Source organism: Collinsella aerofaciens (assembly GCF_040926265.1).
GTDB lineage: Bacteria > Actinomycetota > Coriobacteriia > Coriobacteriales > Coriobacteriaceae > Collinsella > Collinsella aerofaciens_BB.
The window spans coordinates 26569-52426 of sequence record NZ_JBCOIL010000019.1; the positions used below are offsets into that span (position 1 = coordinate 26569).

Consider the following 25858-nt stretch of genomic DNA (forward strand, 5'->3'; position numbering starts at 1 on the left):
ATGTTTACTCCGCTTATCACTCATGATTCTGACGGCACTGCATTGGCGGCACCCGTTGATGCCGCACGTCGCAACGGTGCCACGTACAAGACGCGCACGATCGGCGATCTGCGCATTAAGGACGATCGCTTGCGTGCGGCCATCGAGGGCACGGGACACCTGCTGTTCGACGGCGGCATGGGCACCATGTTGCAAGCGGCCGGCATGAAGGCCGGCGCCCTGCCCGAGCTGCTCAACTTTGAGGAGCCCCAGGTTATCACCGATATCCAACGTCAATATGTCGAGGCTGGCTGTGACGTGATCACCGCCAACACCTTTGGCGCCAACGCCCACAAGCTCGACGGTGCTGCCACCGTGGCAGACGTCTTTGCCGCGGCCGTCACCTGCGCCCGCGAGGCCGGCGCCCGCTACGTCGCCGGCGATATCGGCCCCATCGGCGCGCTGCTTCGCCCCCTGGGTACTCTGAGCTTCGACGAGGCCTACGACCTCTTTGCCGAGGAAGTGCGCGCCGGCGTCGCCGCGGGTGTGGACCTCTTTATTATCGAGACCATGACCGACCTGGCCGAGATCAAGGCGGCTGTCTTCGCCTGCCGCGAGAACTCCGACCTGCCCGTCTTTGCCACCATGACCTTTGAGGAAGACGGCCGTACCTTCCTAGGAACGAGCCCCGAGGTCGCCGCCATCACGCTCGACGCCATCGGTGCCGACGTTTTGGGCATCAACTGCAGCCAAGGACCGGCCGAGCTTCGAGGACTCGCCGCACGTATGCTCACCGTTACCGACAAGCCCGTTATGGTGCAGGCTAATGCAGGACTCCCCCATGTAGACGACGACGGCAACACCGTCTTTGATATCCAAGCCCCCGAATACGCCGAGGCCGTCGCCGGCATGATCGCCGACGGTGTGAGCGTCGTGGGCGGTTGCTGCGGCACCACGCCGGCGCACATGGCGGCCTTGCGCACGCTTATCGACAACCACACGCCCAGTCCACGCCACTGCAAGCCCAGCATGTCGGTCACGAGCGCCCAAACGGTCGTGGACCTTCCCCGCGACGGCCACAAGATCGCCGTCATCGGCGAGCGCATCAACCCCACCGGCAAAAAGCGCCTGCAGCAGGCCCTGCGCGACGGCGATCTGGACTACGTGGTGAGCCAGGGCATCAGCCAGCAGGAGCAGGGCGCCGACATCCTGGACGTCAACGTGGGCCTGCCCGAGATCGACGAGGTCAAGATTATCCAACAGGCGACCGAACAGCTCCAGGGCTCCACGCTGCTGCCGCTGCAGATCGACTCCACCGACCCCGCCGCTGTCGAGGCCGCCGTGCGCCGCTACGCCGGCAAGCCCATCATCAACTCGGTCAATGGCAAGCAGCAGATCATGGATGAGATCTTTCCGCTGGTCGCCCACTACGGCACCAACGTTGTCGGCCTTACGCTCGACGAAGGCGGCATCCCCGATACCGCCGAGGCTCGCTTCGCCATCGCCGAGTGCATCGTGGCCGAGGCTGCCCGCTACGGCATCGGACCGGACCGCATCCTCATCGACTGCCTGGTCATGACCGCCTCGACCAATCAACGCCAGGCCGAGCAGATCCTGCGCGCCATGTCCCTGTGCAAGGAGCGCCTGGGCGTCAAATGCGCGCTCGGCGTGTCGAACATCAGCTTTGGCCTGCCTGCCCGCCCGCTGCTGGGCTCGGTCTTTTTGGCTGCCGCCTTCGGCGCGGGCCTGGACGCCCCCATCATGAACCCGGGTTCCAAGCGCTTTATGGATACCGTCTACAGCTATCGCGTGTTGAGCGTTGAGGACGAGGGCTCGACCGGATACATCGAGCGCTATGCCGGCTGGACCGATCCGTACAAGATCGCCGCCAACCCGGCAGCTGCTCAGGCAGTATCGACCGACGCTGTGCCCGCTGCTGGCACCGCCGGCACCGACGGCAACGACGACCCGATTCGTCGCATGGTCGTCTCGGGCCGCAAAGGCGAGATCGCTGCCGAGACCGAGCGTCTGCTGGCAGATCACGACGCCATGGACCTCATCAACAATCACTTTATCCCCGCCCTCGATGAGGTTGGCGTCCTCTTTGACCAGGGCAAGTTCTTCTTGCCGCAGCTTATGGCCTCGGCCGAGGCAGCACGTGTTGGTTTTGACACCATCAAGCGCCTGATGCCCGCCGGCGAGATTGCCGACAAGGGCAAGATCTGCGTGGCCACCGTCAAGGGCGACATCCACGATATTGGCAAGAACATCGTCAAAATGCTGCTCGACAACTACGGCTACACCGTCTTTGACCTGGGCCGCGACGTCGATCCGCAGGAGGTACTCAAGACCGTCAAGGAGCGCGATATCAAACTCGTCGGCCTCTCGGCGCTTATGACTACCACGGTCGTCGCCATGGAGGAGACCATCAAGCTGCTTCATTCCGAGGTGCCGGGCGTCAAGATCATCGTGGGCGGCGCCGTACTCACCCCCGAATACGCCAAGCAGATCGGCGCGGACTACTACGCCAAGGACGCCGCCGAGAGCGCGCGCATCGCCGAAGAGGTCTTTGGGCAGTAACACAACGGAAACAACCGAGCACCAAAACGTGCCGCATGCGCCACTTGGCACGTGCGGCACGTTAGAATAGATAAGATTATGCTCGTTTTGGCAGATAGGAGCGCAAGGATGGCGATCACGCCCGCAGAAATCGCGGAAACCCGCGGCATGGTTGAGGAACAGAACCTCGACATCAGGACCATCACCATGGGTGTTTCGCTCATGGGTTGCGGTGACGAGAACCTCGACCGCATGTGCACGAAGATCTACGACCACGTGACGCACACGGCTGAGCATCTGGTCGAGACCGCCGAGAACCTCGAGCGCGAGTACGGTATCCCCATCGTCAACAAGCGCGTTTCCGTCACCCCGGTGGCGCAGATCGCCGCGTGCTGCAAGGATGAGGACCTCACCCCCATCGCGCATGCCCTCGACCGCGCGGCCGAGACGCTCGGCATCGATTACCTGGGCGGCTTCTCCGCACTCGTCCAGAAGGGCATCGGCGACGCCGACCGCCGCGTCATCCAGTCCATCCCCCAGGCGCTCGCCACCACGAGCCGCGTCTGCTCCAGCGTCAACGTCGCCAGCCTGCGCGCCGGTATCAACATGGATGCCGTGCTCATGGCCGCCCAGACCATCATCGATGCCGCCAAGCTCACGGCCGACCAGGATTCCGTTGGCGCCTCCAAGTTTGTCTGCTTTGCCAACATGGTCGAGGACTCCCCGTTTATGGCGGGCGCCGTCCACGGCGGTGGCGAGGCCGACGCCGTCATCAACGTTGGCGTCTCGGGCCCCGGCGTTATGGCTGCTGCCTTGGAGACGCTCCCCGACTCCGCCACGATGATGGAGGTTGCCGAGAAAATCAAGCAGACCGCCTTTAAGATCACCCGCGCCGGCGAGCTCATGAGCCGTGAGGCAGCCCGCCGTCTGGGTGTCGAGAAAGGCATTGTCGACCTGTCGCTGGCTCCCACGCCTGCCATCGGCGACTCCGTTGCCCGCATCCTCGAGATCATCGGCGTGGGCACCTGCGGTGGCCCCGGCACGACCTGCGCGCTCGCCATGCTCAACGATGCCGTCAAGAAGGGCGGCGTCATGGCCAGCTCCAGCGTGGGCGGTCTCTCCGGCGCCTTTATCCCCGTGTCCGAGGATGCCGGCATGATCGCCGCCGTCGAGGCCGGTGCGCTTTCGCTCGAGAAGCTCGAGGCCATGACCTGCGTGTGCTCCGTTGGCCTGGACATGATCGCCATCCCCGGTGACACCCCGGTCGAGACCATCGCCGGCATCATCGCCGACGAGATGGCCATCGGCGTCATCAACAACAAGACCACGGCCGTCCGCGTGATTCCTGCTATCGGCAAGGGCGTGGGCGACTGCGTCGAGTACGGCGGTCTGTTCGGCCGTGCGCCCATCATGCCGGTGAACCCCAACGCCGGCACCGTGCTTGCCCACCGCGGTGGACGCTTCCCGGCGCCGCTGAACTCGCTGAAGAACTAGCTGAGGGGTTCGGGCGAGGAGCCCCGCCGCCGGGCGGCAGACATATAAGGTCGCCTGCTCGGACAGTCCTGACTCGCACGGAGAGCACATTTAGTGCTCTCCGGCTCGTGCGGAACTCGCGATCGACCTTATATGTCTGCCGCCCGGCGGCGGGGCTCCCGCACAACGGGACCTCGGTTGAGTTCTATCCCTTTGGCAGTCGCTTCGCTTCTGCCCTACTTTGCTGGTATGGCGGTTTGGCATTGGAACGGTTCTTTTTCTGATATATGCTGGTTGCGGCTCTTCTTTTTGGGGGGGTCGCTTTTTTGTTGCTAGGAGGTTGGCCCGTGGCTGATGGGGATGCTCGTTCTGAGTTGCTTTCCGCTGATTGGAATGGCGAATGGATGCGTCTGCAGGCCGCTCGGCATCGGGCTGATGATTCTTTTGAGTGGGATAAGCGTGCTCGGCATTTTCGGCCGCTTGAGACTGCTCCGTATGCCCGGGATTTTATAAAGCTGTTGGCGTTAAAGCCTGGTGAATCGGTGCTTGATATGGGATGTGGGGCTGGGTCGATTGCTATTCCGCTTGCGCAAGACGGGCATCCTGTGATTGCTGCTGACTTTTCCCCTGCTATGTTGGGCACGCTTGATGCTGGCATTGAGTACTATGGGCTCGAAGATCGCATTACACCGCTTGAGCTTGCTTGGGATGATGACTGGGATTTGGTTGGACCGGTCGCGAAAGCGGTAGATGTTGCCTTTGCCAGTCGCTCTGTCACCACGACCAACCTAAAAGGCGCGCTTGCCAAGCTTGATCGAACGGCTCGTCGGCGTTGTGCTGTCACGATGGTCGCCAACTCCAGCCCGCGCTATGACCTGCACCTGATGAACGCCATCGGTGCCTCGGTTACCTGCAGTAATGGCTTTGTGTATGCCTTTAACATCCTCATTCAGATGGGTGCCCTGCCGCAGGTTACGTACTTTGAATCGCCTCGTCGCGATACCTTCGATAGCCTTGAGGCAGGCGTGGCGGACTTCTCCCGCATGCTCGAGCACGGTAACGAGGATAAGATTGACCGACTACGCGACTACGTCGCTCAGCATATGATTGAGAATCCCCATGCCGGCGAGCCAGGGTCCAAGGGCGTGCCGCAGGGGCGCTACATGCTCGACCACGTCCGCAAGGTCCGTTGGGCGTTTATTGCATGGGAGCCGGTCTCTTCGAGCTGTCCATAGACCGCTTTCGGCTGCCGTACACGTCCGCCTGTAACCCGCGCTGTTCTCCCGCTCGGCATCCGCATTCTTTTTGAACTGGGCAAACACGCCCCACACCACGCCGTTCCTGCGCTATCGTGGGACAGCTCACGTAGATTAAGGCCCCATCGCGGGGCGCCCCATAACATAGAAAGCGAGAACCCATGGCACTGACAGGAGCCCAGGTCAAGCAGCTTCGCAGCATGGCCCATCACCTCAACCCCGCCATCATCATCGGCAAGTCCGACATCAACGAGGGCACCGTCGAGCAGACGGTCGCCTACCTGGAGAAGCACGAGCTCGTTAAGTGCTCCGTACTCGACGGTTCCAGCCTTTCCGCCCGCGAGGCCGCCGAAGAGCTCGCCGACCGCTGCCATGCCGAGGTCGTCCAGGTTATCGGCCGCAAGTTCTCGCTGTATCGCGAGTCCTCGCGCAAGGACATCGAGAAGATTAAGCTCGTCTAAGAGCCAACAATCCGGCGAGCCAACATACATCAAGCTTGCGAGCGTCCGAGTAATTCGGACGCTCATTTTTTATCGCTCGACGAGCACGCGGTTAAGCCTGCCCTCCACCAAGCGCTCGTACAGACGCCGCGTCTCGGGCTCGGGCACACCATTGACCTGCTCCCTCAGGTGATGCATATGCCCACTGTACAGCTCGACGATATCGCGTCGTCGCCCCGCCGCACCGTAGACGCGCATAGCGCAACGCACCATGTCCTCGCGCGCCGTCTCTTGCCGCAGCCCCGACTCCACTAGCCATACCGCCGACTGCAGGTCGTTTTCTTCTAGGGCGGCATTCGCGCCCCGAATCATGCAGTCGATATACTTCGATTCCATAATGCGCCTCATACGCAAAAAGTAGGTGGGATTACAGCCATTGGGAACATACAACGGGCCGGCGTAGAGCTGCTCGATCTTAAGGCACAGCTCGATCAGATGGGGCCCGCGCGCACCCGTGCGATTTCCCAAAACTTCGCGGCTTATCTGATCAAACAACCGCACGTCGGTCTTGACGTAATCGCCGTTAAGCCCAATGCACTCGTTTTGGATCAGCACACACGACTTGCCGTCCGGTGTCGGCCCCAAGGCCGAACGCAGGCGCGATATCGTCGAGTACAGATTGTTACGAGCGCTATTGAACTCGGCGTGGGGCCACAGCTCCATAGCCAGCGTCTCGCGGTCGACCAGTGCATCCATGCCCAGCGCAAGCCGCTCGGCAAGCGTCGCCGCTTTCTTGCGGCGCCACATCTTATCCGTGATGGGAAACCCGTCGCGCTCGGCACGAAACGCCCCAAACATGCGAATCTCGATATGGCCAATCACATCGACACCCTCGGCATCGCCGGCCTGGAACAGACGCTCGCCTTCGCCCTCAAAGTCGACACGCAGCGAATACCGCGACAGCTCGCGCACCGGGAGCTTCTTTCGAATTCTAGCAGCCGGCTCACCCAGACAATGCATCGCAAGACGCGCAAACAGCCGATACGACGGATCCAAAATCCCTGGGCGGTTCATGGACATCCAGGCTGCAAGGTCGCTATCGCGGCCCGCGGAGGCCAAATGCAGCGCCACCATCCATGCCTCGGCACCACCGACCTGCGTTCGGCTCAAATCGAGCAGCTCTGCCTCTTCGCGCACCGATACCATCGATGTATTGCGTAAGTACGCCGCGCGCTCTAGCAGCAGTGCGTTGTCGCGTATGTATCCAATCGATTCCTCGGCAAGTCTGAGCACCTGCACCGCACGGAATTTGGCATTGACCGGACGCCCCTCAGCCAGCGACTGCCAGCCTTCCAGTATCAAGCCAAACAACTGGACTTGATTGTCACGCACGCGCACGGCAAAACGGTCGAGCTCGTTGAATGCCTGCTCGTCGGTCACCGGCATGCCGGCAAGCAGGCGCCGCGCCGATAATACCATGCGCACCCAGATGGCGAGTGCTCGGATTCCACGCGCTTCGAGTGCCTCGAGCGTCAGGGCCATCTCGTCATCACGCTCGTCAGTCCCTGCATACGACCCATCAAACAGCTCCGTCAACATGCGGTCCGCCCGCACAAACGTCCCCGCGATATCGAGCTCGCAATCGTAGGCCTTATCCGTTTTGAGCCCCGCGAGGATCTCGCCGCCCTTCGCCCGCTCGGTCAGCCACTGCTTTATCTCGACATGTGCGGACAACATGTCGAGTGCGGCACAAGACGCCTCACTCTCCAACGTTGCATGGCTTGCCGGAAGCCCCAGACCACCATCTCCATAACAGGCAGCCGTAAACGCGTGCGCTACCTTCCACGACACGGGATCGAGCTCGCAAATCGCCTGCTCGCCCGCATGCTCGATAATTGAGGCCATATACCGCGCGAGCTTTGTATTGGAGACGCGCACCGCCGCCAGATAGATGCCGAGCGCCTCGTCAGGCGTTGGCTCCGATGCCTGGCCATCTGACTCGGTCTTTCCCAGCGCCGCGCGGCAAACATCCCCTCCATGCCCCGTCAGAGCCAGATCGACCCCATACTGCCCGGCAAGTTCCAACACCGCACTGCGGTCCAAAAACGCGTCGGCGAGGTCCATCGCGGTATCGCAGCGCCCTGCTTTAATCAAAATACGTGCCGCCCGCACAACGAGTTCGGGGCGAATTTCGGCAACCAGCTTGCGCAATCGCAGACGTGCATTATCCTCGGTACCCAAGCAGGTAAAGCTCCGGTCTGCCGGATCGACGCCAAAAATGGGATAATCGCGGACAAGATAGGACTGGTCAATCGCCGAAAGCCTAACACCGCAAGCCTCGAGCTCCGAAATATTGCCCTCACCCATTAAGACCATCAAGCATGCCACACTAAACAGGGCGTTGTTCTCGAGCGACGCCAGATCAACAAGTGCCGCACCGTAGATATTGACAATCTCGTTTTCGAGCATCTGGGCAACGTCTCCCTGCCCGTATAGTCCCGACTGCATAGCCGAGACGAGCTCGGGCACGCCCTGCGTAAGCTGATAGAAGTCGAGCGATGTGCTGATCGAAAACGCCGATGCCCACGCCGAATACTCATAGGCATGCACCTTGAGCATCTGCGCGTTGACTTTAATCGAATCGCCCAGTCCATGAATCAGCTGGCGATTCGAAGGACGGCAGCTCATAAAGACCCCAACCCCCATAGCACGCAGGCTTCGGATTCGGTCGATCAGCTCCTCGGTCTCGCTCTGGCTGAGGTTAGGCACGTTATCGATTGCGATCAGGGAGTGCGGCTTGTCCTTAAGCTCTTCGGTAACGACCTCGAGCTGCATAAACACCTCGCGCCCAATGGCGCGGTCTGCCTCAATGATCCGCACGGGACCTCGCGTCGGATCGTTTTTAACCTCTTGGGCATACTGCAGCAGCACCGAGGTTTTCCCAAAGCCATCAGGCGCGTAGAGGACTACGATGCCGGCCTTTCGGCCCTTGGCGATAAGTTCGTTCATCAAGCGATCGCGCCGCACCGTATAACTACTGCCCAGCGGCATAAGCTCGAGGTCGTCCGTATTGCCCAAATCGTTAACCATGCCCGCTCCTCAACTCGACCACATGGACACCGTAACGCTAGACCTTATGTATCGCTAGATGAATAGAGCGATACTACGGTTTAGGATGTTTGTTGGTACGCAAATGGCAAGTTTTTGTTCAGCGTGGTCCGATTGAAACTTATCCCCCAACCAATCAGTCTTTGTGCAGGTCAATGCGCTTGCCAGCTTGTCCCATCCTTTGGCAGTGTACCTCAAATGAGCGCTGTTCAATTGTGTTGCGCAACTCACCTAACGCCAGCTACCGTCTGCGACCTTTTCATAGCATTTATGCATAGTATCTGTTATGGAATGAATCATGCTGCACCAGACGCACCCGTCCAGTTCGCGGCCAGATTTTCGTCAAGCACACGGCGCACGCTCAGCAAAAAGGCCCCCGCAAAGCGGAGGCCTTCGGCAAAGCTATGTCGAGGTGATAGGCTTTCGCTACTTGCAGAGCGAAAGGGCGGCCTCGTCGGCAACGACAACGCAGTTGGTGTGCAGTTGCAGGATCGAGGCGGGGCACTCGGGGGTAACCGGACCATAGCACATGTCATGCACGGCCTGTGCCTTGGCCTCGCCGTTGGCGACGACCAGGATCATGCGGGCATACATGATGGTCTGGGTACCCATGGTGTAGGCCTGACGGGGTACGTCGTCGATGCTGTCGAACAGGCGGCTGTTGGCCTGAATGGTGCTCTCGGTGAGGTCGACACAGTGCGTACCCTTGGAGAAGTGGTCATCGGGCTCGTTGAAGCCAATGTGACCGTTGTTACCGATGCCGAGCAGCTGCAGATCAGGGTAACCGGCAGCAGCGACGATCTTGTCGTACTCAGAGCAGGCAGCGGCAGCGTCGGGATTGGAGCCATCGGGCACATGCGTGTTGTTCAGGTCGATGTTAATGTGATCGAAGAAGTTCTCACGCATAAAGTAGTGGTAGCTCTGGGGATCGTCGTGCGAAAGGCCACGATACTCGTCCAGGTTGTAGGTGCTGACCTCGGCAAAGTCGACGTCACCCTTCTCGTACCAAGCGGCGAGCTGCTTGTAGGCACCAATCGGGGTGGAGCCGGTGGCAAGACCCAGCACGCAATCGGGCTTGAGGATAACCTGGGCCGAGATGATATTGGCGGCCTTGCGGCTCATATCCTCGTAGTCTTTAGCTTTAATGATCTTCATTACGCGTCCTTTCTCGTACAAGAGAGGCAAGGCTCCCCTTACAAGCACTTGCCCGCGGCCCGCGTCGGCCGCAACCAACGTGTGCGGCCACCAGGGCGAGGTCGCGTAATGTATATGTCTCGTGTCTACCCGCGTCGAGGCCCCTGCCCGTCCACGGTGACCCAAAGCTGTTTAGCTTCGGACAAATCCCATCTTGCCACGGAGGGCGTCCTCTTTCAAGGGCGCCCTCCGTAAACGTGTTTGAATTGTAGGCTAAAGGCAAAGCGCCTTGCTAGCGCTCGCGAGCGACGATGAGTTGGTCCATCTCCTCGACATGCTCGCCAACGGAACCCTTGATGCTCGAGAACTCAACGGAGTTGCACACCAAGATGGGAACCGTCACATCGTAGCCCTCGGCAGCAATTGCCTCGCGATCGAACTCGATGAGTACATCGCCCTTATGGACAATATCGCCCACTTGCGCATGCACGGTAAAGTGCTTGCCCTCGAGCTGAACAGTGTCCAGGCCAACGTGAATCAGAACGTCCAGGCCATCAACCGTGTTAAGCGCAACGGCATGACCCGTGGGAAAAATCGCCTCGACCTTAGCGTCAGCAGGCGCGATTACACGCGTGCCCGTGGGCCGAATCGCCACGCCCTGACCCAAAAGGCCGGTGGCAAACGTCTGATCGTTTACCTCGGAAAGCGGAATGACGTCGCCCGAGATGGGAGCATCCAGCGTAAGGACTCGACCACGCATACCAAAAGACCTTAGGACTTTAGTGAACATGCTCCCCCTTGGACATACCAATAATCAAATACAGTCTTGCTAGTTTACCACTTGGCACTGGTTTTTGACCATTAGGGAAGTTCGCGCTTGACAACCTCGACGATGTCGTCAACCACACGCTGGGTCAGCTCGTGCGTCTCGGCCTCGGCCATCACGCGGACCAGCGGCTCGGTGCCACTCGGACGTACCAGAATGCGGCCGCGGCCGTTGAGCTCCTTCTCGGCGGCAGCGACGGCGTCCCAAATGGGCTGGCAATCGTCCAGGCCGGCCTTGTTGTCCGAATGCACGTTGACAAGCACCTGCGGATACTTCTTCATGATGCCGGCAAGGTCGGTAAGGGTGCGGCCGGTGCGCTTGAGCACGGCCAGCAGCTGCAGAGCCGTCACCAGACCGTCGCCGGTGGTGTTGTGCTCCAGGAAGATGATGTGGCCGGACTGCTCGCCACCGATAACAGCACCGTCCTCGAGCATGCGCTCAAGAACATAGCGGTCGCCCACGGCGGTCTGGACCATCTCAAAGCCCTGCTCCTTCATTGCGATGGAGAAGCCCAGGTTGCACATGACGGTCGAGACGATCTCGGAGTTGGCGAGCTTGCCGCGAGCAGCAAGGTCGGAGCCGCAGATAGCCAGGATGTAGTCGCCATCAATCTCGTTGCCCTCGCTGTCCACGAACAGCACGCGATCGGCGTCGCCGTCGTGGGCAAGGCCGATATCGGCGTGGGTGCGCAGCACGAGCTCGCGCAGGGGCTCAAGGTGCGTGGAGCCACACTCAACGTTAATGTCAGTGCCGCAGTAATCGGTGTTGATGGCATGGACCGTGGCGCCCAGGCGCTGCAGCGCGGCGGGCGTGGTCTGGCAGGAAGCACCGTGACCGCAGTCGACGGCAACAACCAGGCCGTCGAGCTTAAGGCCGTCGAGCGTGCTGATGGCATGATCGACATATGCCTTGCGGGCGTCCTTCATCTTGATGATGTGACCCACACCGGCGCCGGTCGGCAGCGTGTCGGCAGCCATGGCCTCCTCGGACATGACCCAGGCGCTGATCTCTTCCTCAACCGCGTCGGGAAGCTTCATGCCCTTGCGGCTAAAGAACTTGATGCCGTTGAACTCCGGCGGATTATGCGAAGCAGAAATGACGATGCCGCCATCGAGCTCGTTTTGGACGGTGAGCAGCGCCACGGCCGGCGTAGGGATAACGCCGCAGCAGTGCGGGCGGCCGCCCTCGGCCATAATGCCGGCGGTCAGAGCACTCTCGAGCATGGTGCCCGAAAGACGCGTGTCGCGGCCGATGCAAATGTCCGGACCAAGGAACTTGGTCGCCGCACGGCCAAGGCGAAATGCGAGGTCGCACGAAAGGTCGGCGTTGGCGACGCCACGGACGCCGTCGGTACCGAAGATGTTCTGGGGCATAGGATCGCTCCTTCCCAAGTGGGCAAAACGCAGTCGCCCACCCTAGTCGAAAAAGAAAAGCGGGGCCCGCCGAGCAATCGGCAGGCCCCGCTTGTACATTGTATCTCGTAAGGAGATAAAACCTTAGCGCTTGGAGAACTGGGGAGCGCGGCGGGCCTTCTTGAGGCCGTACTTCTTGCGCTCGACCACGCGAGCATCGCGCGTAAGGAAACCGGCCTTCTTGAGGTCAGCACGGTAATCGCCAGCGTTCAGAAGAGCGCGAGCGATGCCCAGGCGCAGAGCGCCGGACTGACCGGAGATGCCGCCGCCATCGCACAGAGCGATAACGTCGAACTGACCGGCGGTGTCGGTCACCTTGAAGGGAGCAAGGGCGTTCTCAACGAGCTGATGACGGCCGAAATACTGCTCGGCGTCACGCTTGTTGATGGTCACCTTGCCGGTGCCGGGGACGAGACGGACGCGGGCGACGGCGTTCTTACGACGGCCGGTACCCTGGTAGACAACGGTGTTCTCAGCCATCTTTAAGCCTCCAGCTCAATCTTCGTGGGGTTCTGGGCAGCGTGCGGATGCTCGGCACCAGCGTAGACCTTAAGCTTGGTCATCTGGGCACGGCCGAGGGTGGTCTTGGGCAGCATGCCGCGAACGGCGCGCTCGATGACCTTCTCCGGGTGCTTCTCCATAGCCTGGCGGAAGCTCTCAGCCTTGAGGCCGCCGTTGTAGCCGCTGTGGCGATAATAGGTCTTCGTGTCGGCCTTGTTACCGGTAAGCTGGACCTTATCGGCGTTGATGACGACAACGAAGTCGCCGCAGTCGCTGTTGGGCGTGAACTGGGGCTTGTTCTTACCGCGCAGGATCATTGCGATCTGGGTGGCAAGACGGCCCAGGACAGCACCATCGGCGTCAACGAGAACCCAGTTGCGCTGGACCTCGCCCTGCTTGGCGTAGTGAGTCGATTTCGAAATCACTTAGACTCCTCCATGTACAGTACGTGTTGTTACAGAGATTCACGGGGCTCTGCAAGTAACCCGTCCATATTACCCCGCTCGCCGCCCGAGTCAACAGGTATTTTGGCTCCGACCAGAGTTTCTGCACATGTCGTCCATGGGTCATGACGTTGCGACACTAGCGCTCGACAAATGCCTCGATATCACTCAATAGACGCTTTGCCTCCTGGCGGCCCTGAATATACAGGTCGAGCAGCTTTGCCGGATCGTGCTCAACGTGGCCGACCTCGACCGGCTTTTGCGGAGCAACGACCAGCGCGCGACCCTCGCGCTCATACTTCCACAGATGCATGCGCTGGATGTTGTAGCGGTCGTGGCGCGTCTCGATAGCCTCGAGCAGGTAGGGGTAGTCGGCATAGCGAGCGCGTGCGGCTGGCATAAACTCGTAGGGCTTTTTCTCGTACGAGCGGTCCTGCGTGACAATGACAACCGCGCGATCGAAGCCCGCCTCCTCCAGCACGTGCTCGATAGGGACCGAATCGGCCACGCCGCCATCGACGTATTTGTGCCCATCGATCTCGACCGGCGGCGTCACCAGCGGCAGCGACGTCGATGCGCGCACGGCGTCGAGGTCAAGTACGGCGCTTTTGACCGGCAGGTACGCGGCGGTTCCAAAGAGCATGTCCGTCGCGACGGCGTACATCTCGATGGGGCTCGCGTCGAACGTCTCGTTGTCAAAGGGATCCAGGCGGTCCTGGACATCGTTGAAGATAAAGTCGTAACCCACAATAGAGCCCGTGGACGCAAACGATGCGGCGCCCATGAAGCGGCTGTCGTTGCAGAAAGCCAGGTTGATGCGGTTGGCACGGCCGATCTGGTGCGACTTGTAGTTCACGCCGTTGAGGGCGCCGGCCGATACGCCATATACCGCCGGAATCTCGACGCCGGCCTCCATGAAAACGTCGAGCACGCCGGCGGTAAATTGTCCGCGGAAGCTGCCGCCCTCCAGAACGAGCGCGACCTTGCCGGCGTTCTTTGCCTTATCTTCTGCAGTCATATTGACCTCCTGCGATTGCGTTTTGGCTTTCTTCTACCCAGTTTTGGAATGGAGGGCGCATAGGTTTTGGAGTTGAGAAGATGGAGCGGATAGCGCGTCCCAGTTTGAGGCGGGATTCCGGGACGCGCTTTCCGCTTGGACTGCCGTTGGGAAAGCGCGTCCCGTTCTGAGCGCGGATTCCGGGATGAGCTTTCCGCCAACAGCCCATCCGGAAAATGCATCCCATTCCGAATGAGGATTCCGGGACGTGGTTTCCACTTGATGTGCCATCCGGAAACCACGTCCCAGTCTGAGTGCGGACTCCGGGACGCACTTTCCGCCTGGGCCGCCATTGGGAAAGCGCGTCCCACCCTGCGTTGCCGTAGCGTTTGCTTAACGCCCGCGCCCTGCACAGAGTTCGATTCTCCGCGGGTTTGGGGTTCCGTTGATGCGGCGCATGGCAGGCTGAGATTCGATAACATCGCATCCGTTTTGAGTCGGAAGTTTGCGCGAAGAATCCGCGTATTTGCTTCGCAAATCCGCACCGGCTTCGGCCGCCTGCCGGCGTCCTCGCCCGCTCGCTACAAACGCTCCGCGTTTGTTTAACGCTCGCGCCCTGCACAGAGTTCGATTCTCCGCGGTGCGGACTAGAAATAAAAAGGCAGGTAGATACGAATATCTACCTGCCTGTTACTTCTGGTGGAGGCGCGGAGAATCGAACTCCGGTCCACGAAAGCCCCCTGATTGGCATCTCCAAGCTCAGTCGCTGGTTTAGTCTCGGACGCTTTGCGCGCAGCGACACGCTCGCGGCGTCCTAACCGGTTCGGTCTTAGCCCGCGCCATACCGATTACGTGCGCGGGAGCATTCCCCTAACATGACGTCGCGCCGGTGTCGGGGAAATCACCGGGTTGACGCGCCGCTATAAACTAAGCAGCGAGAGCCATAGGCTCAAAAGAAGAGTTGTTGTCAATTCAATTTGACGGTACCCCTGTTTAACGAGGCGAGGAGACCTCGGCTTGCTTCCTCTCTCAGAGCTATCGTGTCGAAACCAGTCGCCCCCGAATGCCGGGAAAGTCTGGATGGCATTGGGCACGAGCACCCAACACCCGTCGACTTTTCAAGGAACATGCGGGGCGAACCCCGCTTGTGGAGTGTTATCTTACCACGTTCTGAAAGCGGACAGCTGTTCTATGCACGAGCTGTGAAGACCCCAATGTGCGCCGCACTTCGCACTTTTGCTACCGATCGCGTCACGTATATTTTCGCCAATCAAAATTGACCCGTCGAAAGGACCGTCATGGATACCAAACAGCAACTCGTCAATGCCCTCGCAGGCCTGGGCTCAACCATTACCGAAGCTATGGATGTCATCGAAGGCTTTGTCCCCTGCGGACATCCCGCCCTCACGGTATCGAACGCACTCGTCGCGCTGGACGCCGACGATAATGCAGCTCTCGCCCAGCAGCTTGAGACCGTCGAGGGCTTTATCGACCACGTGAGCGAAAACCGCGGCGTGACCGCCTACCACGGCGTCGAGGTCGAGCTCGCGGGTCCCAAAGCCGATCTGCTCGCAGCAATCCGCGAGGTAGGCGCCCTTATGCAGACCGCAGGCGTCAAGAACACCCAAGTCAACGAGTGGGTCTACCGCAGTCTGGCAGCACTCGACAGTTCCGACGAAAAGGCCGCCGAAAAGCTCGCAGAAAGTCCCGCCATTAAGGCCGAGCTTTTGTAAATAGCAGACGCGGGTCCCTTGGCGCATCGTCGTCCAAGAGGCCCGCAAACAGTTCGCGTCAACCGATAGCCGCGCCGCCACGTTCGGTCAAAGCCAGAATCGGCATCATTTGGCGCGGGGTCTTTGCTGCAAGATCGGCATGTTCGAGCAGCTTACGATTGTTGGTCACCAAGTAATCGACCTGCGCGCGCTTGCACGCGGCGAGCACCAAGTTGTCCTCGTAATCGCGATGGAGCGCTAAGTATTTGTCGGCCAGCCAAAGGTCCGACGCATCAGCGCCCACGGCCGTGGCGTTTTCGGTCATGTTCCGAACAAACGCCAGCGCCGCATCGCCAATCGCGCGGGCAGAAGCCTCGTCGAGCGCTCCCCCGCTGGCAAGAACGCTACGCTTCAGCTCGTGTTGGACAACGTACAGCACGTCCTTGGCAATATGCACCGGAAAGAACAGTAATGCCCCCGCCTCCGTCGCCTGCCCAATAAACGCACGCGCGGCAAGCGACTCGGCATGGTCGACGCAAAACGAGTCGACCCATACGTTGGCGTCCACCATGATCTTGAGAGGCGCCCCACTCACTGGATCATCCCCTTTTGGCGATAATGCTCATCCATGGCTTCGGAATAGATTGTGTCCCAACCGCGATCGTCGGATACGGGCGACATAGCGATGCCCAAATCTGCATAAAGCCGGTCTGCCGCTGCCCACGACGCGGTGAACGGAGTATCGTGCGCGACGGTCTGTTGCCGGCCATCAACGGCAGACAGTACTTCCTCACACTGCCCGCCACCCTGTGCGACCTTGGCCACGACCTTTTTGATGAGCTCGGGCAGTGACCCGCCCGAAAGCCGCAGCGCTTCCTCGGCACGGTTCTTGACCTGGCGATCCACGCGAACGTTCACCTGCGCCATGCTGCTAACAGCACCCACGTCGATCCCGCTCCCTTCAATTGCTAGCCCTGCTAGCAACACTATATAGAGAAGCTAGCACATGGTCAAATGCAAAAGGCCTGCGCCCGGACGACACTGATGCCGTCTGGGCGCAGGCCAGATAACGTGAGCGAACACGTCTGCTAGCGCAGGTAAGCCTTCGCGTTGCCCAGGCTGTAGGCGATCGTTGAGCCGTTGTGCAGCAGTGACGACGCCTGCGGAGTGATCATGCCGGTAATACCCAATGCCAACAGCGCCGAGTTGGTGAGCATCACCTTGGAATACGAACTCGTCAGACGGTCGATAAGCCCCTGGCTCATGCGGCGCAGGCGCACGATCGCGGCCAGATCCGTATCGGTCAGGATGATGTCGGCAACCTCCTTGGCGATGTCGCTTCCGCCACCCATCGCCAGGCCCACATCGGCCAGGCCCAGCGCCGGCGAATCGTTGACGCCGTCGCCCACCATGGCAACGTGGCGCCCCTCGCCCCTAATGCGCTCCACATACGCGTACTTGTCCTCGGGCAGCAGCTCGGCCTTAAACTCGTCGACACCTGCCTCGCGAGCAATGCGCTCGGCCGTGCGCTCCGAGTCGCCCGTGAGCATGACCACGTGCTTAACGCCCAACGCGTGCAGGTCGGCGATGGCCTCGCGGACCCCGGGCTTAAGCGGGTCCTCGATACCGAGCACGCCCACAACGGTGCCGTCGACCGCCAGATACAGCGGCGACAGGCCCTGCATCTGGGACTCGATTTGCTCCTTAATGTCGGACTCGAGCTGCGCACCCTCATCCTCGAATACAAAGTGCGCCGAACCGATGATGGCGCGACGCCCTTCGATGGACGAAGCGATGCCGTGCGCCACGATGTACTCGACGGCAGCATGGCGCTCGCGGTGCTCGAGCCCGCGCTCGTGGGCGGCGTTGACCACGGCACGCGCCACCGGATGCGGGAAATGTTCCTCCAGGCAGGCAGAAAGGCGCAGGACCTCGTCCTCGCTCCAGCCGTCGGTCGTGAGCACGCAAGCTAGGCGCGGCTGAGCCTCGGTCAGCGTACCGGTCTTATCAAACACGATGGTGTCGGCCTTGGCAAACGACTCAAAGTACTTCGCACCCTTGACCATGACGCCCATCTTGGCGGCGTCGCTCATGGCAGTCATGACGGCGACGGAGCCCGTGAGCTTAAGTGCACACGAGTAGTCAACCATCAGTGCCGCTGAGGTCTTGATGAGGCTGCGGGTGGTAAGCGCAACCAGGCCCGCGAGCAGGAAGTTCCACGGGACGATCTTGTTGGCAAGGTCCTCCATATGCGACTGGCCCTCGGACTTGAGCGAGTCGGCCGTCTGCACGAGCGAGACGATCGAGCGCAGCTTGGTCTGCGCCGTGTTGGCGCGCACGCGCACCAAGATGCTGCCGTCTTCCACGACGGTGCCGGCGAATACGTCGTCGCCCACGCTGCGCTCGACGGCCAGCGGTTCGCCGGTCAGGGTCGCCTGGTTGACCATGGCGCTTCCCTGCTCGACCACGCCATCGATGCAGATGGACATGCCGGTGCGCACGGCGACCAGATCGCCGGGCTCAAGCTCGGTCGCGGCAACGCTTACCTCGATGTCGCCGACGACCTTTTGCGCCTTGTCGGGCACATCGAGCAGAGAGTTGATGAGCTCGTTTTCGCTCATGGCGCGCGTGTAGTCCTCGAGCAGCTCGCCCACGTTGAGCAGGAACATCGTCTGCCCCGCGGTGTCGACATCACGCTTGACGAACGAAATGCCGATGGCCGAAGCGTCGAGCACAGGAACGGTCAGGCGTGGCTGCGCCAGCTCATGAAGGGCAGCGCGCAAAAATGCCATGTAACCGGCCACGACAAACACCGCACGCAGAGGCGTCGGCAAGAACCAGCGACGTACGTAATGGGCACCGACGAGTGTCGCCAGGTCCATAACGAGTTTGTGCTTGCGCGGCTCGAGTTGCATCACGTAGCCCGACTTGGCATCGGTGATAGCTTGAGCATCGAGTGCGCCTAGGGCGTCGAGCACGCTTGCGCGGCGCGGCTCGTCGTACTCCAGCGCCATCTGGCCAATACGGCCGTAGACGCGCACCTTGCGCACGCCGTCGATATCGCCGCTGAGCTTAAGAAGTGCATCGAGATCGCTCTCTGGCACAGGACCCGCCAACTGAAGGCGGGTCCTGCCGGGGATCTCGCTGATAATCGAGAATCTCATTGTTTGTGCCTGGGAGCGTTACTCGGCTGCCTCGTCAGCAGCGGCCTCGCTCTGGGTGATGTAAGCAGCCTCGGCAACCATGTCATCGACATTGGCCTTGGCCTGCTCGACCATGTCCTGGTAGCAGTTCTTGACGCGCATACCGCACGCGATGCCCTGCACGCAGGCATTCTTTACCGGAGCGCTGGTGAGCAGCTTGATGCCGGCCGTACCAAGCAGAAAACCGCCACCGACAAGCAGGGTGTTAAAAGTCGACTTCTTCATGTTGCTTCTCCCTTTTGCCGCACAAGCGCGGCATGGTGCCTTAGCACCCGAGTTCATTAGTTTGCTCGAGCACGCTTTTGAAAATAGTTTAGTATAACTATTTGGTCAACAATGGCTAACTTTTTGGAAACTATGGGGATGGACTCAATATGACAAAGGGACTGTCCCTTTGTCATATTCCTACAGCTGCCAGGCAGCCGCTTCCTTTTGCAGCGCAACCATGCGGGCGAATTCTCCGCCTGCCGCCTTGAGCTGCGCCGGAGCACCCTGCTCGGCAACCACGCCATCCTTGAGCACAACGATCTTGTCGGCATTTTCCACCGTACGCATGCGATGCGCAATCACGATAACCGTCTTACCTGCGAGCAGACGGGAAAGTGCCTGTTGCACCACGGTCTCGTTCTCCACATCCAAGCTCGCCGTCGCCTCGTCCAACAGCACGATGGGCGCATCTTTGAGCAGCGCACGGGCGATGGAGATGCGCTGGCGCTCGCCGCCGGACAGCTTGGAACCGTTCTCGCCGATCATGGTGTCGTAGCCCTGCGGCATACGGCTCACAAACTCGTCGCAGTTGGCGGCACGCGCGGCCGCAAGCACTTCCTCATCGGTGGCGTCACGACGCCCGAGGCGGATGTTTCCCATCACCGTGTCGTCAAAGAGCAGCACGTCTTGGAACACAATGGCGTAGTCGCGCAGGAGCACCTCGGGGTCGACGCCCGCAACATCCACACCACCCACGGTAACCTTGCCCGCAGTGGCATCCCAAAAGCGCGCGGCCAGGCGGCTCACCGTAGACTTACCGGAACCCGAAGGACCGACCAGTGCCGTGACCTCGCCTTCCTTGGCGGTAAAGCTCACATCGGTAAGAACTTTCTCGCCGGCGCGGCCGTCCTCGCCCACACCATAGCCAAATGCCACGTGATCGAACACCACATCGTGGCCCGCGGACTCAAATTTCTCGCTGCCCCGCGCCACAGGCTCTTCCATGATGGAACGCATGCGCTTGGCAGACGACTCGGCGGCAAACAGCTCGGACATTAACATTAACGCCTGGTCAAAAGGCGCATAGATACGGCTCACCATAAGCAGGAAGGCAAACATCACCAAAAAGTCGACCTGCCCGGAGGCGACCACCGCGGCGCCCGTAACCAGCGTGGTGGCAATGCCCAGACGCAGGATGACAAAGGCGGAGTTGACCAAAAGCCCGTTAGCGAGCTCGCCCTTGGTGGTCTCACGCTCCTCGGCATCGATCACAACGTTGAGTCCCTCAAGATAATGGGCCTCCTGGTTGGTGGCGCGGATCTCGCGAACGCAGTCGAGCGTCTCTTGAATAGCCTCGGTAACCTTGACCTTCTCAGCGCGTACGCGATCGAACACTGGAGTCATGGGGCCGCGTGTTAGATACAGCACGGCAAAGGCCACGGGAACGCTCCAAAACGCCGCGATCGCCAGCTGCCAGCAAAAGAACAGCGACGCCACAAATACAATGGCGCTTGCGATGACGGCACCCCAAAGTTCTCCCAGCACGTGGCTGTAGGCGTGCTCCATGGCTTGGACGTCACCCATGATGGTCTCGGTTAAATCGGCCAGATCACGACGACCGAAAAACGACAGCGGCAGTTTGCGCAAGCGCTCGGCGATCTCCATACGCTGCTTGCCGCACTCCTCGTAAAAGATGCAGTAGGTGTAGTAATACTGCTGCCAGTTAGAGACAAAGAGCAACACGAAAAAGACCAGGAGGCCGCCCACGATCGGCAGGGCATCCGGCAGGTCAGCCCCGCTGGCGAGATGCTCGACAAAGCCGGCCATAACCAGGAATAAAAAGCCCATGCCGGCCATGGTAATGAGATTGGTGAGCGTGGTCCAGAAAATGCCGCGTTTTACGCCGGCGACGCCTTTATCGGATAGGAAATACTTCTTTTGGAATGAGGCGAACATTTAGGCCTCGCCTCCCTTCGTGACGGCGGCATCCGCAGTCGCTGCAGTGATTTTCCAGCTCGCGGCCTGTTCGTATTCGGCCCACATCTTGGCATACAGACCGTTTTGGGACAGCAACTCGGCATGGGTACCCGATTCCTGCACGCTGCCCTGATTGAGCACCACGATTTGGTCTGCGCCCACTACAGTCGAGAGTCGGTGCGCAATCATAATGACCGTGCGACCCGCCGCCAGCTTGCTAAAAGCGCGCTGGATGAGCGCCTCGTTCTCGGGATCGGCAAACGCCGTGGCCTCATCGAGCACCACGATAGGCGCGTCTTTAAGGATCGCGCGGGCGAGTGCCACGCGCTGGACCTCGCCGCCCGAAAGATATGCTCCGCCGGCACCGAGCATGGTATTGATGCCCTGTGGGAGCTTGGCCACAATGTCGTCGCACTGAGCTGCGGAGAGGGCCGCACGCACTTCGTCGTCAGTGGCCGTAGGCTTGGAGGCGCGCACGTTATCGGCAAGTGTTTGCCGGAACAGCTGGTTGGTCTGGAACACGAAGGCGACCTGGTCCATAAGCTCGTGCGGATCCATATCGCGAACGTCCACGCCTCCTACGAGCACTCGACCCGAGGAAACATCCCAAAAACGCGGGATCAGGCTTGCGCAGGTTGACTTGCCGCCGCCCGAGGGACCCACCAGGGCGAGGGTGCTACCCGCGGAAACGCTAAAACTCACATAGCTGACAGCAGGTGCTTCGGCACCCTCGTAGGTAAAGCTCACGTCCTCAAATCGCACGTCGCCGCCGGCAGGGTGCTTGGGTTGGGCGGGCACGGAGAGCTGCTTGGAATCCATGATGCTTCGAATACGGGCCAGTGAATCGGCACTCATCTGAGAGGCCTCGCCCACAAACATGAGCTTGGTCATGGCCGTCGGCACCACGGCCGAAAAAATCGCGTAGAAGGTGAAGTTGGCCAAAAAGTGCGCAAAATCCGTCTCGCCCGGAGCTAGCAGCAACGCTACCGGCAAAAAGAATGCCACGAGGCCATTGAGCGCGGTAAGGTTGAGTACCTGCGGACCTCGGCAGAACGTGCCCGCATAGCTTTGTGCCATGTCCGCGTATTCGGCAATCGCATCGTGGAAGGCCTTGAAGGAGTAGACCGTCTGCTGAAACACCTTGACCACGGGGATGCCGCGTACGTACTCGGTGCCGGTCTTGTTCATCTTGACCAGCGCTCCCATGTAGGCCTTCATGAACTCGGCGCCTTTGCCGCCCATCATGGTGGTCATGGCGCCAAGCGAAACGACGACCGAGATAAGGCATGCCACCCCCAAACGCCAATCGAGGGCGAAAAGCAGCACGAGCAGACCTGCGACCATGGCGGCGGCGCCTGCGATATCGGGCAGCATGTGCGCGAGCAGAGTCTCGGTGGAGGCGGCGCATCCGTCTACAATACGGCGCAGCTCACCGGTAGCGTGCGTGTCAAAGTAGCCAAGCGGCAGCTTAAGCAGGTGCTCGCTCGTCGTCTTGCGGATATTGGACGCGCAGCGAAACGCAGACAGGTGCGTGCACATGAGCCCCACGAAATAAACTACGATGCTTGCCAGGGCAAAACCCACTGCCCACCAGCCATACATCGCGATATCGGTGGCTTCGCTCCAGTTAGGTGCCACGGCGATCAGATCGCGCGCGACAAGCCAAATGCACACGTACGGGCCAAAGCTCAGCAGCTGCGAGAGCGCCGAGAGCGCCATGCCCAAATACGTTAGGAATTTACGGTCGCCGGCATATGCAAGCAGCTCGCCGATACCGCCGCCTTCCCTTTTTGATCCCTTTGCCATGAGATTCCTTTCTAACGGCTTGAGAGTTAACCTCAATCAACTTATCATTGATGTGTTAGCCATGGCTCACAATCAAGCCAGGCGTGGACGTTTCTGCAAAGGAAAGGGACGCTTTTGCAAATACGGCGGGCAGCGACCGGCATAACCGAGCTCTACGCACCACAGTTTGAGCAGTTTGGCCTGGAGCTTACCGGCGAGGGCGCCGTCTTTACCGGCGAGGTGGCAAACGACCGGGCGCACGGCCGCGCATGGATCATGCCTCTCTCCCCTGCCTGCATCGTCATGGAGCATTTCATCACCCCGACGCACGATATGTACCTGGCCGAATACACACCCGAGCCATACGCCTGCGTGAGCGAAGTCAGCGCGCCCACACTTACATGCATGCCCGAGGCTGGCATAACGCCCGCGAACCTCAAACCATTGCATGGACCGTGGCCAAACAATGCCGTTTGCAGCTTTATCCAAGATAACTGTGGCGAGGAATTAAGCCCGCTGTTTGCGGGGGAGCTCTATCACTCGCGCTCGGTGCTCTTTTTGCCTGGATATTTTGACGAACTGGAGCACCGCTATCCCACCGAGTTCGCGGGAATCTTTGAGGCGTTTGCCGAGCCATGGCACGAGGAAGCGACGTCTGCCATCTGCCACACGTTACGCCGGATTAACGAGGACCGCGCCCGCACCGTAGGCGGACACGTCTATATGCAGGGCATCGTGGAGACCATGGTCGCGGAGCTCGCCTGTTCGCGCGCGGCCCACAAGCAGGCGCGGCAGGCGGCAGACACACGCGTCAGCATAACCATTGCCGAAGAAGCAACGGCAATGATTGAGCGCGCGCTCGACAAGGGCAGGCATGTAAGCATCAACGAGGTGGCCGAGGGACTCTTCACGAGCCGCTCCAAACTATGCGCCACCTTTAAGGCCCAAACAGGCGAGTCCCTCGGCGCCTACATTCGCAGACGCCGTATGGAGCGAGCACAGGACCTTTTGGCCGATAGCGCGCTCACGATAGCGCAGGTGGCAGAGCGTCTAGGCTACCCTCAGCAAGCCGCCTTCGCCCAAGCCTTCAAACAATACACCGGCATGACACCCACGGCTTGGCGAAGCAAGCATCGCTAAGGCCCAAGCTCCCTGGCCGTAACGGAGCGATTAATTAGCCGCCGCCCGTCAGCTCACCCAGGATCTAAACGTCAAGATGCGCACAATCAAGCGCCTTTTTGATAAGAGGGACAGATCGATCAGCCAAATACAACGGAATGTTGAGCACCCCGTCATCGAGCTTTAGGTTCTTAAGTGAGTAGCGGACCCTCAATGGAGTCGTCTCCGCATGCTTGTCGGCATAGTACTTAAGGCTCTTGGAATGAACGGCCTCTCCCGATTTGACCTCGACGGGAACGATTTCGTTTCCGACTTGAATCAAAAAATCGACTTCGTGCTTCGGTTTCTCGTTTGTCCAATAACGCGGAGCAGCATCTAACTGTGAAAGTAATGCCTGAAGCACATAGTTCTCGGCGAACGAACCTTTGAACTCCGAAAATAGCGCATCCGAGATGGCAAAAGCGGACGCATCCAGCCTTGCCATGCGGCGCAGCAAGCCGACATCAAGACAGTAGACTTTAAATGCCTTGAGGTCATCGTACGCAGAGAGCGGCACACCACCGGCAGCATTAAGGCGAACCGCCGTGATGAGCCCAGCATCGGCAAGCCATTCCAGAGCATCCTCGTATTCTCGAGCACGAGCCCCCTCGCGCACCGCACCCCAAACGAACTTTTTGTTCTCGCGCGCCAACTGAGCTGGAATCGAGTTCCATATTTGCGAAAGCTTGGCGAACTGCGCACGGCCGCCATGCTTGGCAAAATCGCGCTCGTAGGAATCCAAGAGATCAGACAACACCTTATCGACCTGAACGATATCGCCCGTCTCCACCCACCGGCCAAGAGCCTCTGGCATGCCGCCGCATGCAAAATAACGACGAAGATGCTCGACGAGACGGACATGGAAGAAATCGGGCACTGTCTCGATCTGATCCAGGCCGCCAAGGTATTCGTCGTAGTTTGCAGCGCCCTCGGCTTTCAGAAACTCGGAAAAGCTCATGGGGCGCATCTCCATGAACTCGACCTTTCCCACCGGAAAAGCGCTGGTCTCACGGGACAAGCGAACGCCCAACAAAGACCCTGCGCATGCGACGTGATACTCGGGGGCCTCGTCACAGAAGTATTTAAGGGCACCGACTGCAGAAGGACAATCCTGGATCTCATCAATAATAAGCAGCGTCTCGCCAGGATCGATAGGCTGTCCAAGTGCCAGGGAAAGATTTGAGATGATCCGTCGAGGATCGCGCGTACCTTCGAAAAACTGAGCGTACTCGCTCTGTACCCCAGGTGACGGCTCCTCGAGCGTCAGATACACAAAATTGAGGTACGAGGTTCGGCCGAACTCCTTAAGCGCCCACGTCTTTCCAACCTGGCGCGCCCCCTTAAGGATAAGCGGCTTACGATATTCTGACGCTTTCCAAGCGTTAAGCTTGGCAATGATATCTCGCTGCATGACCGAACCTCCCGCAAAGAAACTTCCGTAAATGTGATATTTCCCACATTTTACCCTAGGTAAAATGTGGGAAATATCACATTTACGGAAGTTTTAAGCTCGTTTCGCCACACTTTCATCACATTGAAAAGGCGGAGGCGCATTTTGCGCCTCCGCCACCATCTTTCCTATCAGCCCCACCTGACCCGAACGGCCGAGTCGTCACGGAACCCGGGAGCCCCGGCAGGGCGGGTGTTTGCTCAAAATGAGTTCCGCACGCAAAGAAGGCCACTTAATG

Annotated in this window: 20 protein-coding genes and 1 other RNA gene; 6 read left to right on the forward strand and 15 right to left on the reverse strand. The window is 60.0% G+C overall.

Annotation, left to right across the window (positions count from 1 at the left end; genetic code table 11):
- The 4 genes from AB5767_RS06765 to AB5767_RS06780 all read left to right on the forward strand — a co-directional run bounded on the left by AB5767_RS06765 (position 1) and on the right by AB5767_RS06780 (position 5728).
- Positions 1 to 2559, forward strand: a complete 2559-nt coding sequence (locus AB5767_RS06765) for a homocysteine S-methyltransferase family protein (RefSeq protein WP_368131930.1) — start codon at positions 1 to 3, stop codon at positions 2557 to 2559.
- 108 nt (positions 2560 to 2667) lie between these two features.
- Positions 2668 to 4032, forward strand: a complete 1365-nt coding sequence (locus AB5767_RS06770) for a PFL family protein (protein WP_368131929.1) — start codon at positions 2668 to 2670, stop codon at positions 4030 to 4032.
- 530 nt (positions 4033 to 4562) lie between these two features.
- A complete protein-coding gene (locus AB5767_RS06775; protein WP_438265974.1) occupies positions 4563 to 5246 on the forward strand; it encodes a class I SAM-dependent methyltransferase in 684 nt (227 codons plus the stop codon).
- Positions 5247 to 5428: 182 nt separating this feature from the next.
- Positions 5429 to 5728, forward strand: a complete 300-nt coding sequence (locus AB5767_RS06780) for a YhbY family RNA-binding protein (protein ID WP_117583334.1) — start codon at positions 5429 to 5431, stop codon at positions 5726 to 5728.
- A 69-nt stretch (positions 5729 to 5797) separates the two neighbouring features.
- On the opposite strand, the gene AB5767_RS06785 is transcribed toward AB5767_RS06780, so the two are convergent.
- The 8 genes from AB5767_RS06785 to ssrA all read right to left on the reverse strand — a co-directional run bounded on the left by AB5767_RS06785 (position 5798) and on the right by ssrA (position 15189).
- A complete protein-coding gene (locus AB5767_RS06785; protein WP_368131927.1) occupies positions 5798 to 8797 on the reverse strand; it encodes an AfsR/SARP family transcriptional regulator in 3000 nt (999 codons plus the stop codon).
- A 444-nt stretch (positions 8798 to 9241) separates the two neighbouring features.
- Positions 9242 to 9970, reverse strand: a complete 729-nt coding sequence (nagB, locus tag AB5767_RS06790) for a glucosamine-6-phosphate deaminase (RefSeq protein WP_161145374.1) — start codon at positions 9968 to 9970, stop codon at positions 9242 to 9244.
- Positions 9971 to 10241: 271 nt separating this feature from the next.
- Complete coding sequence (locus AB5767_RS06795; RefSeq protein WP_368131926.1) at positions 10242 to 10739, reverse strand: PTS sugar transporter subunit IIA; 498 nt, start codon at positions 10737 to 10739, stop codon at positions 10242 to 10244.
- A 71-nt stretch (positions 10740 to 10810) separates the two neighbouring features.
- Positions 10811 to 12148 carry a phosphoglucosamine mutase gene (gene glmM, locus AB5767_RS06800; protein WP_117583337.1) on the reverse strand — a complete coding sequence of 446 codons (1338 nt, stop codon included), beginning with the start codon at positions 12146 to 12148 and terminating at the stop codon, positions 10811 to 10813.
- 123 nt (positions 12149 to 12271) lie between these two features.
- Positions 12272 to 12667 (reverse strand): 30S ribosomal protein S9, encoded by a 396-nt coding sequence (gene rpsI / locus AB5767_RS06805; protein ID WP_022094634.1) that lies wholly within the window; start codon positions 12665 to 12667, stop codon positions 12272 to 12274.
- Positions 12668 to 12669: 2 nt separating this feature from the next.
- Entirely contained in the window at positions 12670 to 13113 is a 444-nt protein-coding gene (gene rplM, locus AB5767_RS06810; RefSeq protein ID WP_022094635.1) for a 50S ribosomal protein L13, read from the reverse strand.
- 157 nt (positions 13114 to 13270) lie between these two features.
- Complete coding sequence (locus tag AB5767_RS06815) at positions 13271 to 14149, reverse strand: patatin-like phospholipase family protein (protein ID WP_368131925.1); 879 nt, start codon at positions 14147 to 14149, stop codon at positions 13271 to 13273.
- 676 nt (positions 14150 to 14825) lie between these two features.
- Positions 14826 to 15189, reverse strand: a transfer-messenger RNA (tmRNA) gene (ssrA, locus tag AB5767_RS06820).
- A gap of 237 nt (positions 15190 to 15426) precedes the next feature.
- Between ssrA and AB5767_RS06825 the strand changes: the two genes are divergently transcribed.
- The gene (locus AB5767_RS06825; RefSeq protein ID WP_368131924.1) at positions 15427 to 15861 is read left to right on the forward strand and encodes a hypothetical protein; all 435 of its coding nucleotides are present in this window, start codon (positions 15427 to 15429) and stop codon (positions 15859 to 15861) included.
- 58 nt (positions 15862 to 15919) lie between these two features.
- Here the strand turns inward: AB5767_RS06825 and AB5767_RS06830 are convergent, their stop codons facing one another.
- The 6 genes from AB5767_RS06830 to AB5767_RS06855 all read right to left on the reverse strand — a co-directional run bounded on the left by AB5767_RS06830 (position 15920) and on the right by AB5767_RS06855 (position 23033).
- The gene (locus AB5767_RS06830; RefSeq protein ID WP_368131923.1) at positions 15920 to 16435 is read right to left on the reverse strand and encodes a type II toxin-antitoxin system VapC family toxin; all 516 of its coding nucleotides are present in this window, start codon (positions 16433 to 16435) and stop codon (positions 15920 to 15922) included.
- Positions 16432 to 16785: a hypothetical protein gene (locus tag AB5767_RS06835; RefSeq protein ID WP_368131922.1), complete on the reverse strand. Its 354-nt coding sequence runs from the start codon at positions 16783 to 16785 to the stop codon at positions 16432 to 16434. The genes AB5767_RS06830 and AB5767_RS06835 overlap by 4 nt, the downstream gene beginning before the upstream one ends.
- Positions 16786 to 16928: 143 nt before the next feature.
- Positions 16929 to 18944 (reverse strand): heavy metal translocating P-type ATPase, encoded by a 2016-nt coding sequence (locus tag AB5767_RS06840; RefSeq protein WP_368131921.1) that lies wholly within the window; start codon positions 18942 to 18944, stop codon positions 16929 to 16931.
- Between the two features lie 78 nt (positions 18945 to 19022).
- A complete protein-coding gene (locus tag AB5767_RS06845) occupies positions 19023 to 19268 on the reverse strand; it encodes a DUF6110 family protein (protein WP_022094642.1) in 246 nt (81 codons plus the stop codon).
- Between the two features lie 180 nt (positions 19269 to 19448).
- The gene (locus AB5767_RS06850) at positions 19449 to 21206 is read right to left on the reverse strand and encodes an ABC transporter ATP-binding protein (protein ID WP_368131920.1); all 1758 of its coding nucleotides are present in this window, start codon (positions 21204 to 21206) and stop codon (positions 19449 to 19451) included.
- A complete protein-coding gene (locus AB5767_RS06855) occupies positions 21207 to 23033 on the reverse strand; it encodes an ABC transporter ATP-binding protein (protein WP_368131919.1) in 1827 nt (608 codons plus the stop codon).
- Between the two features lie 114 nt (positions 23034 to 23147).
- Here AB5767_RS06855 and AB5767_RS06860 point away from each other — a divergent pair, with 114 nt between their 5' ends.
- On the forward strand, positions 23148 to 24152 hold the full coding sequence (locus AB5767_RS06860; protein ID WP_368131918.1) for a helix-turn-helix domain-containing protein: 1005 nt from the start codon (positions 23148 to 23150) through the stop codon (positions 24150 to 24152).
- A gap of 64 nt (positions 24153 to 24216) precedes the next feature.
- Here AB5767_RS06860 and AB5767_RS06865 read toward each other — a convergent pair whose 3' ends face one another.
- Positions 24217 to 25581 (reverse strand): ATP-binding protein, encoded by a 1365-nt coding sequence (locus AB5767_RS06865; RefSeq protein WP_368146612.1) that lies wholly within the window; start codon positions 25579 to 25581, stop codon positions 24217 to 24219.
- Between the last annotated feature and the right edge of the window lie 277 nt (positions 25582 to 25858).

Coding starts and splice junctions, on each gene's coding strand:
- AB5767_RS06855 (WP_368131919.1), bottom strand. CDS start 23,033: ATGGCAAAGGGATCAAAAAGGGAAGGCGGCGGTATCGGCGAGCTGCTT.
- nagB (WP_161145374.1), bottom strand. CDS start 9,970: ATGAAGATCATTAAAGCTAAAGACTACGAGGATATGAGCCGCAAGGCC.
- AB5767_RS06765 (WP_368131930.1), top strand. CDS start 1: ATGTTTACTCCGCTTATCACTCATGATTCTGACGGCACTGCATTGGCG.
- AB5767_RS06850 (WP_368131920.1), bottom strand. CDS start 21,206: ATGTTCGCCTCATTCCAAAAGAAGTATTTCCTATCCGATAAAGGCGTC.
- AB5767_RS06770 (WP_368131929.1), top strand. CDS start 2,668: ATGGCGATCACGCCCGCAGAAATCGCGGAAACCCGCGGCATGGTTGAG.
- AB5767_RS06795 (WP_368131926.1), bottom strand. CDS start 10,739: ATGTTCACTAAAGTCCTAAGGTCTTTTGGTATGCGTGGTCGAGTCCTT.
- AB5767_RS06775 (WP_438265974.1), top strand. CDS start 4,563: ATGGGATGTGGGGCTGGGTCGATTGCTATTCCGCTTGCGCAAGACGGG.
- AB5767_RS06780 (WP_117583334.1), top strand. CDS start 5,429: ATGGCACTGACAGGAGCCCAGGTCAAGCAGCTTCGCAGCATGGCCCAT.
- AB5767_RS06825 (WP_368131924.1), top strand. CDS start 15,427: ATGGATACCAAACAGCAACTCGTCAATGCCCTCGCAGGCCTGGGCTCA.
- AB5767_RS06785 (WP_368131927.1), bottom strand. CDS start 8,797: ATGGTTAACGATTTGGGCAATACGGACGACCTCGAGCTTATGCCGCTG.
- AB5767_RS06845 (WP_022094642.1), bottom strand. CDS start 19,268: ATGAAGAAGTCGACTTTTAACACCCTGCTTGTCGGTGGCGGTTTTCTG.
- AB5767_RS06865 (WP_368146612.1), bottom strand. CDS start 25,581: ATGCAGCGAGATATCATTGCCAAGCTTAACGCTTGGAAAGCGTCAGAA.
- glmM (WP_117583337.1), bottom strand. CDS start 12,148: ATGCCCCAGAACATCTTCGGTACCGACGGCGTCCGTGGCGTCGCCAAC.
- rpsI (WP_022094634.1), bottom strand. CDS start 12,667: ATGGCTGAGAACACCGTTGTCTACCAGGGTACCGGCCGTCGTAAGAAC.
- AB5767_RS06815 (WP_368131925.1), bottom strand. CDS start 14,149: ATGACTGCAGAAGATAAGGCAAAGAACGCCGGCAAGGTCGCGCTCGTT.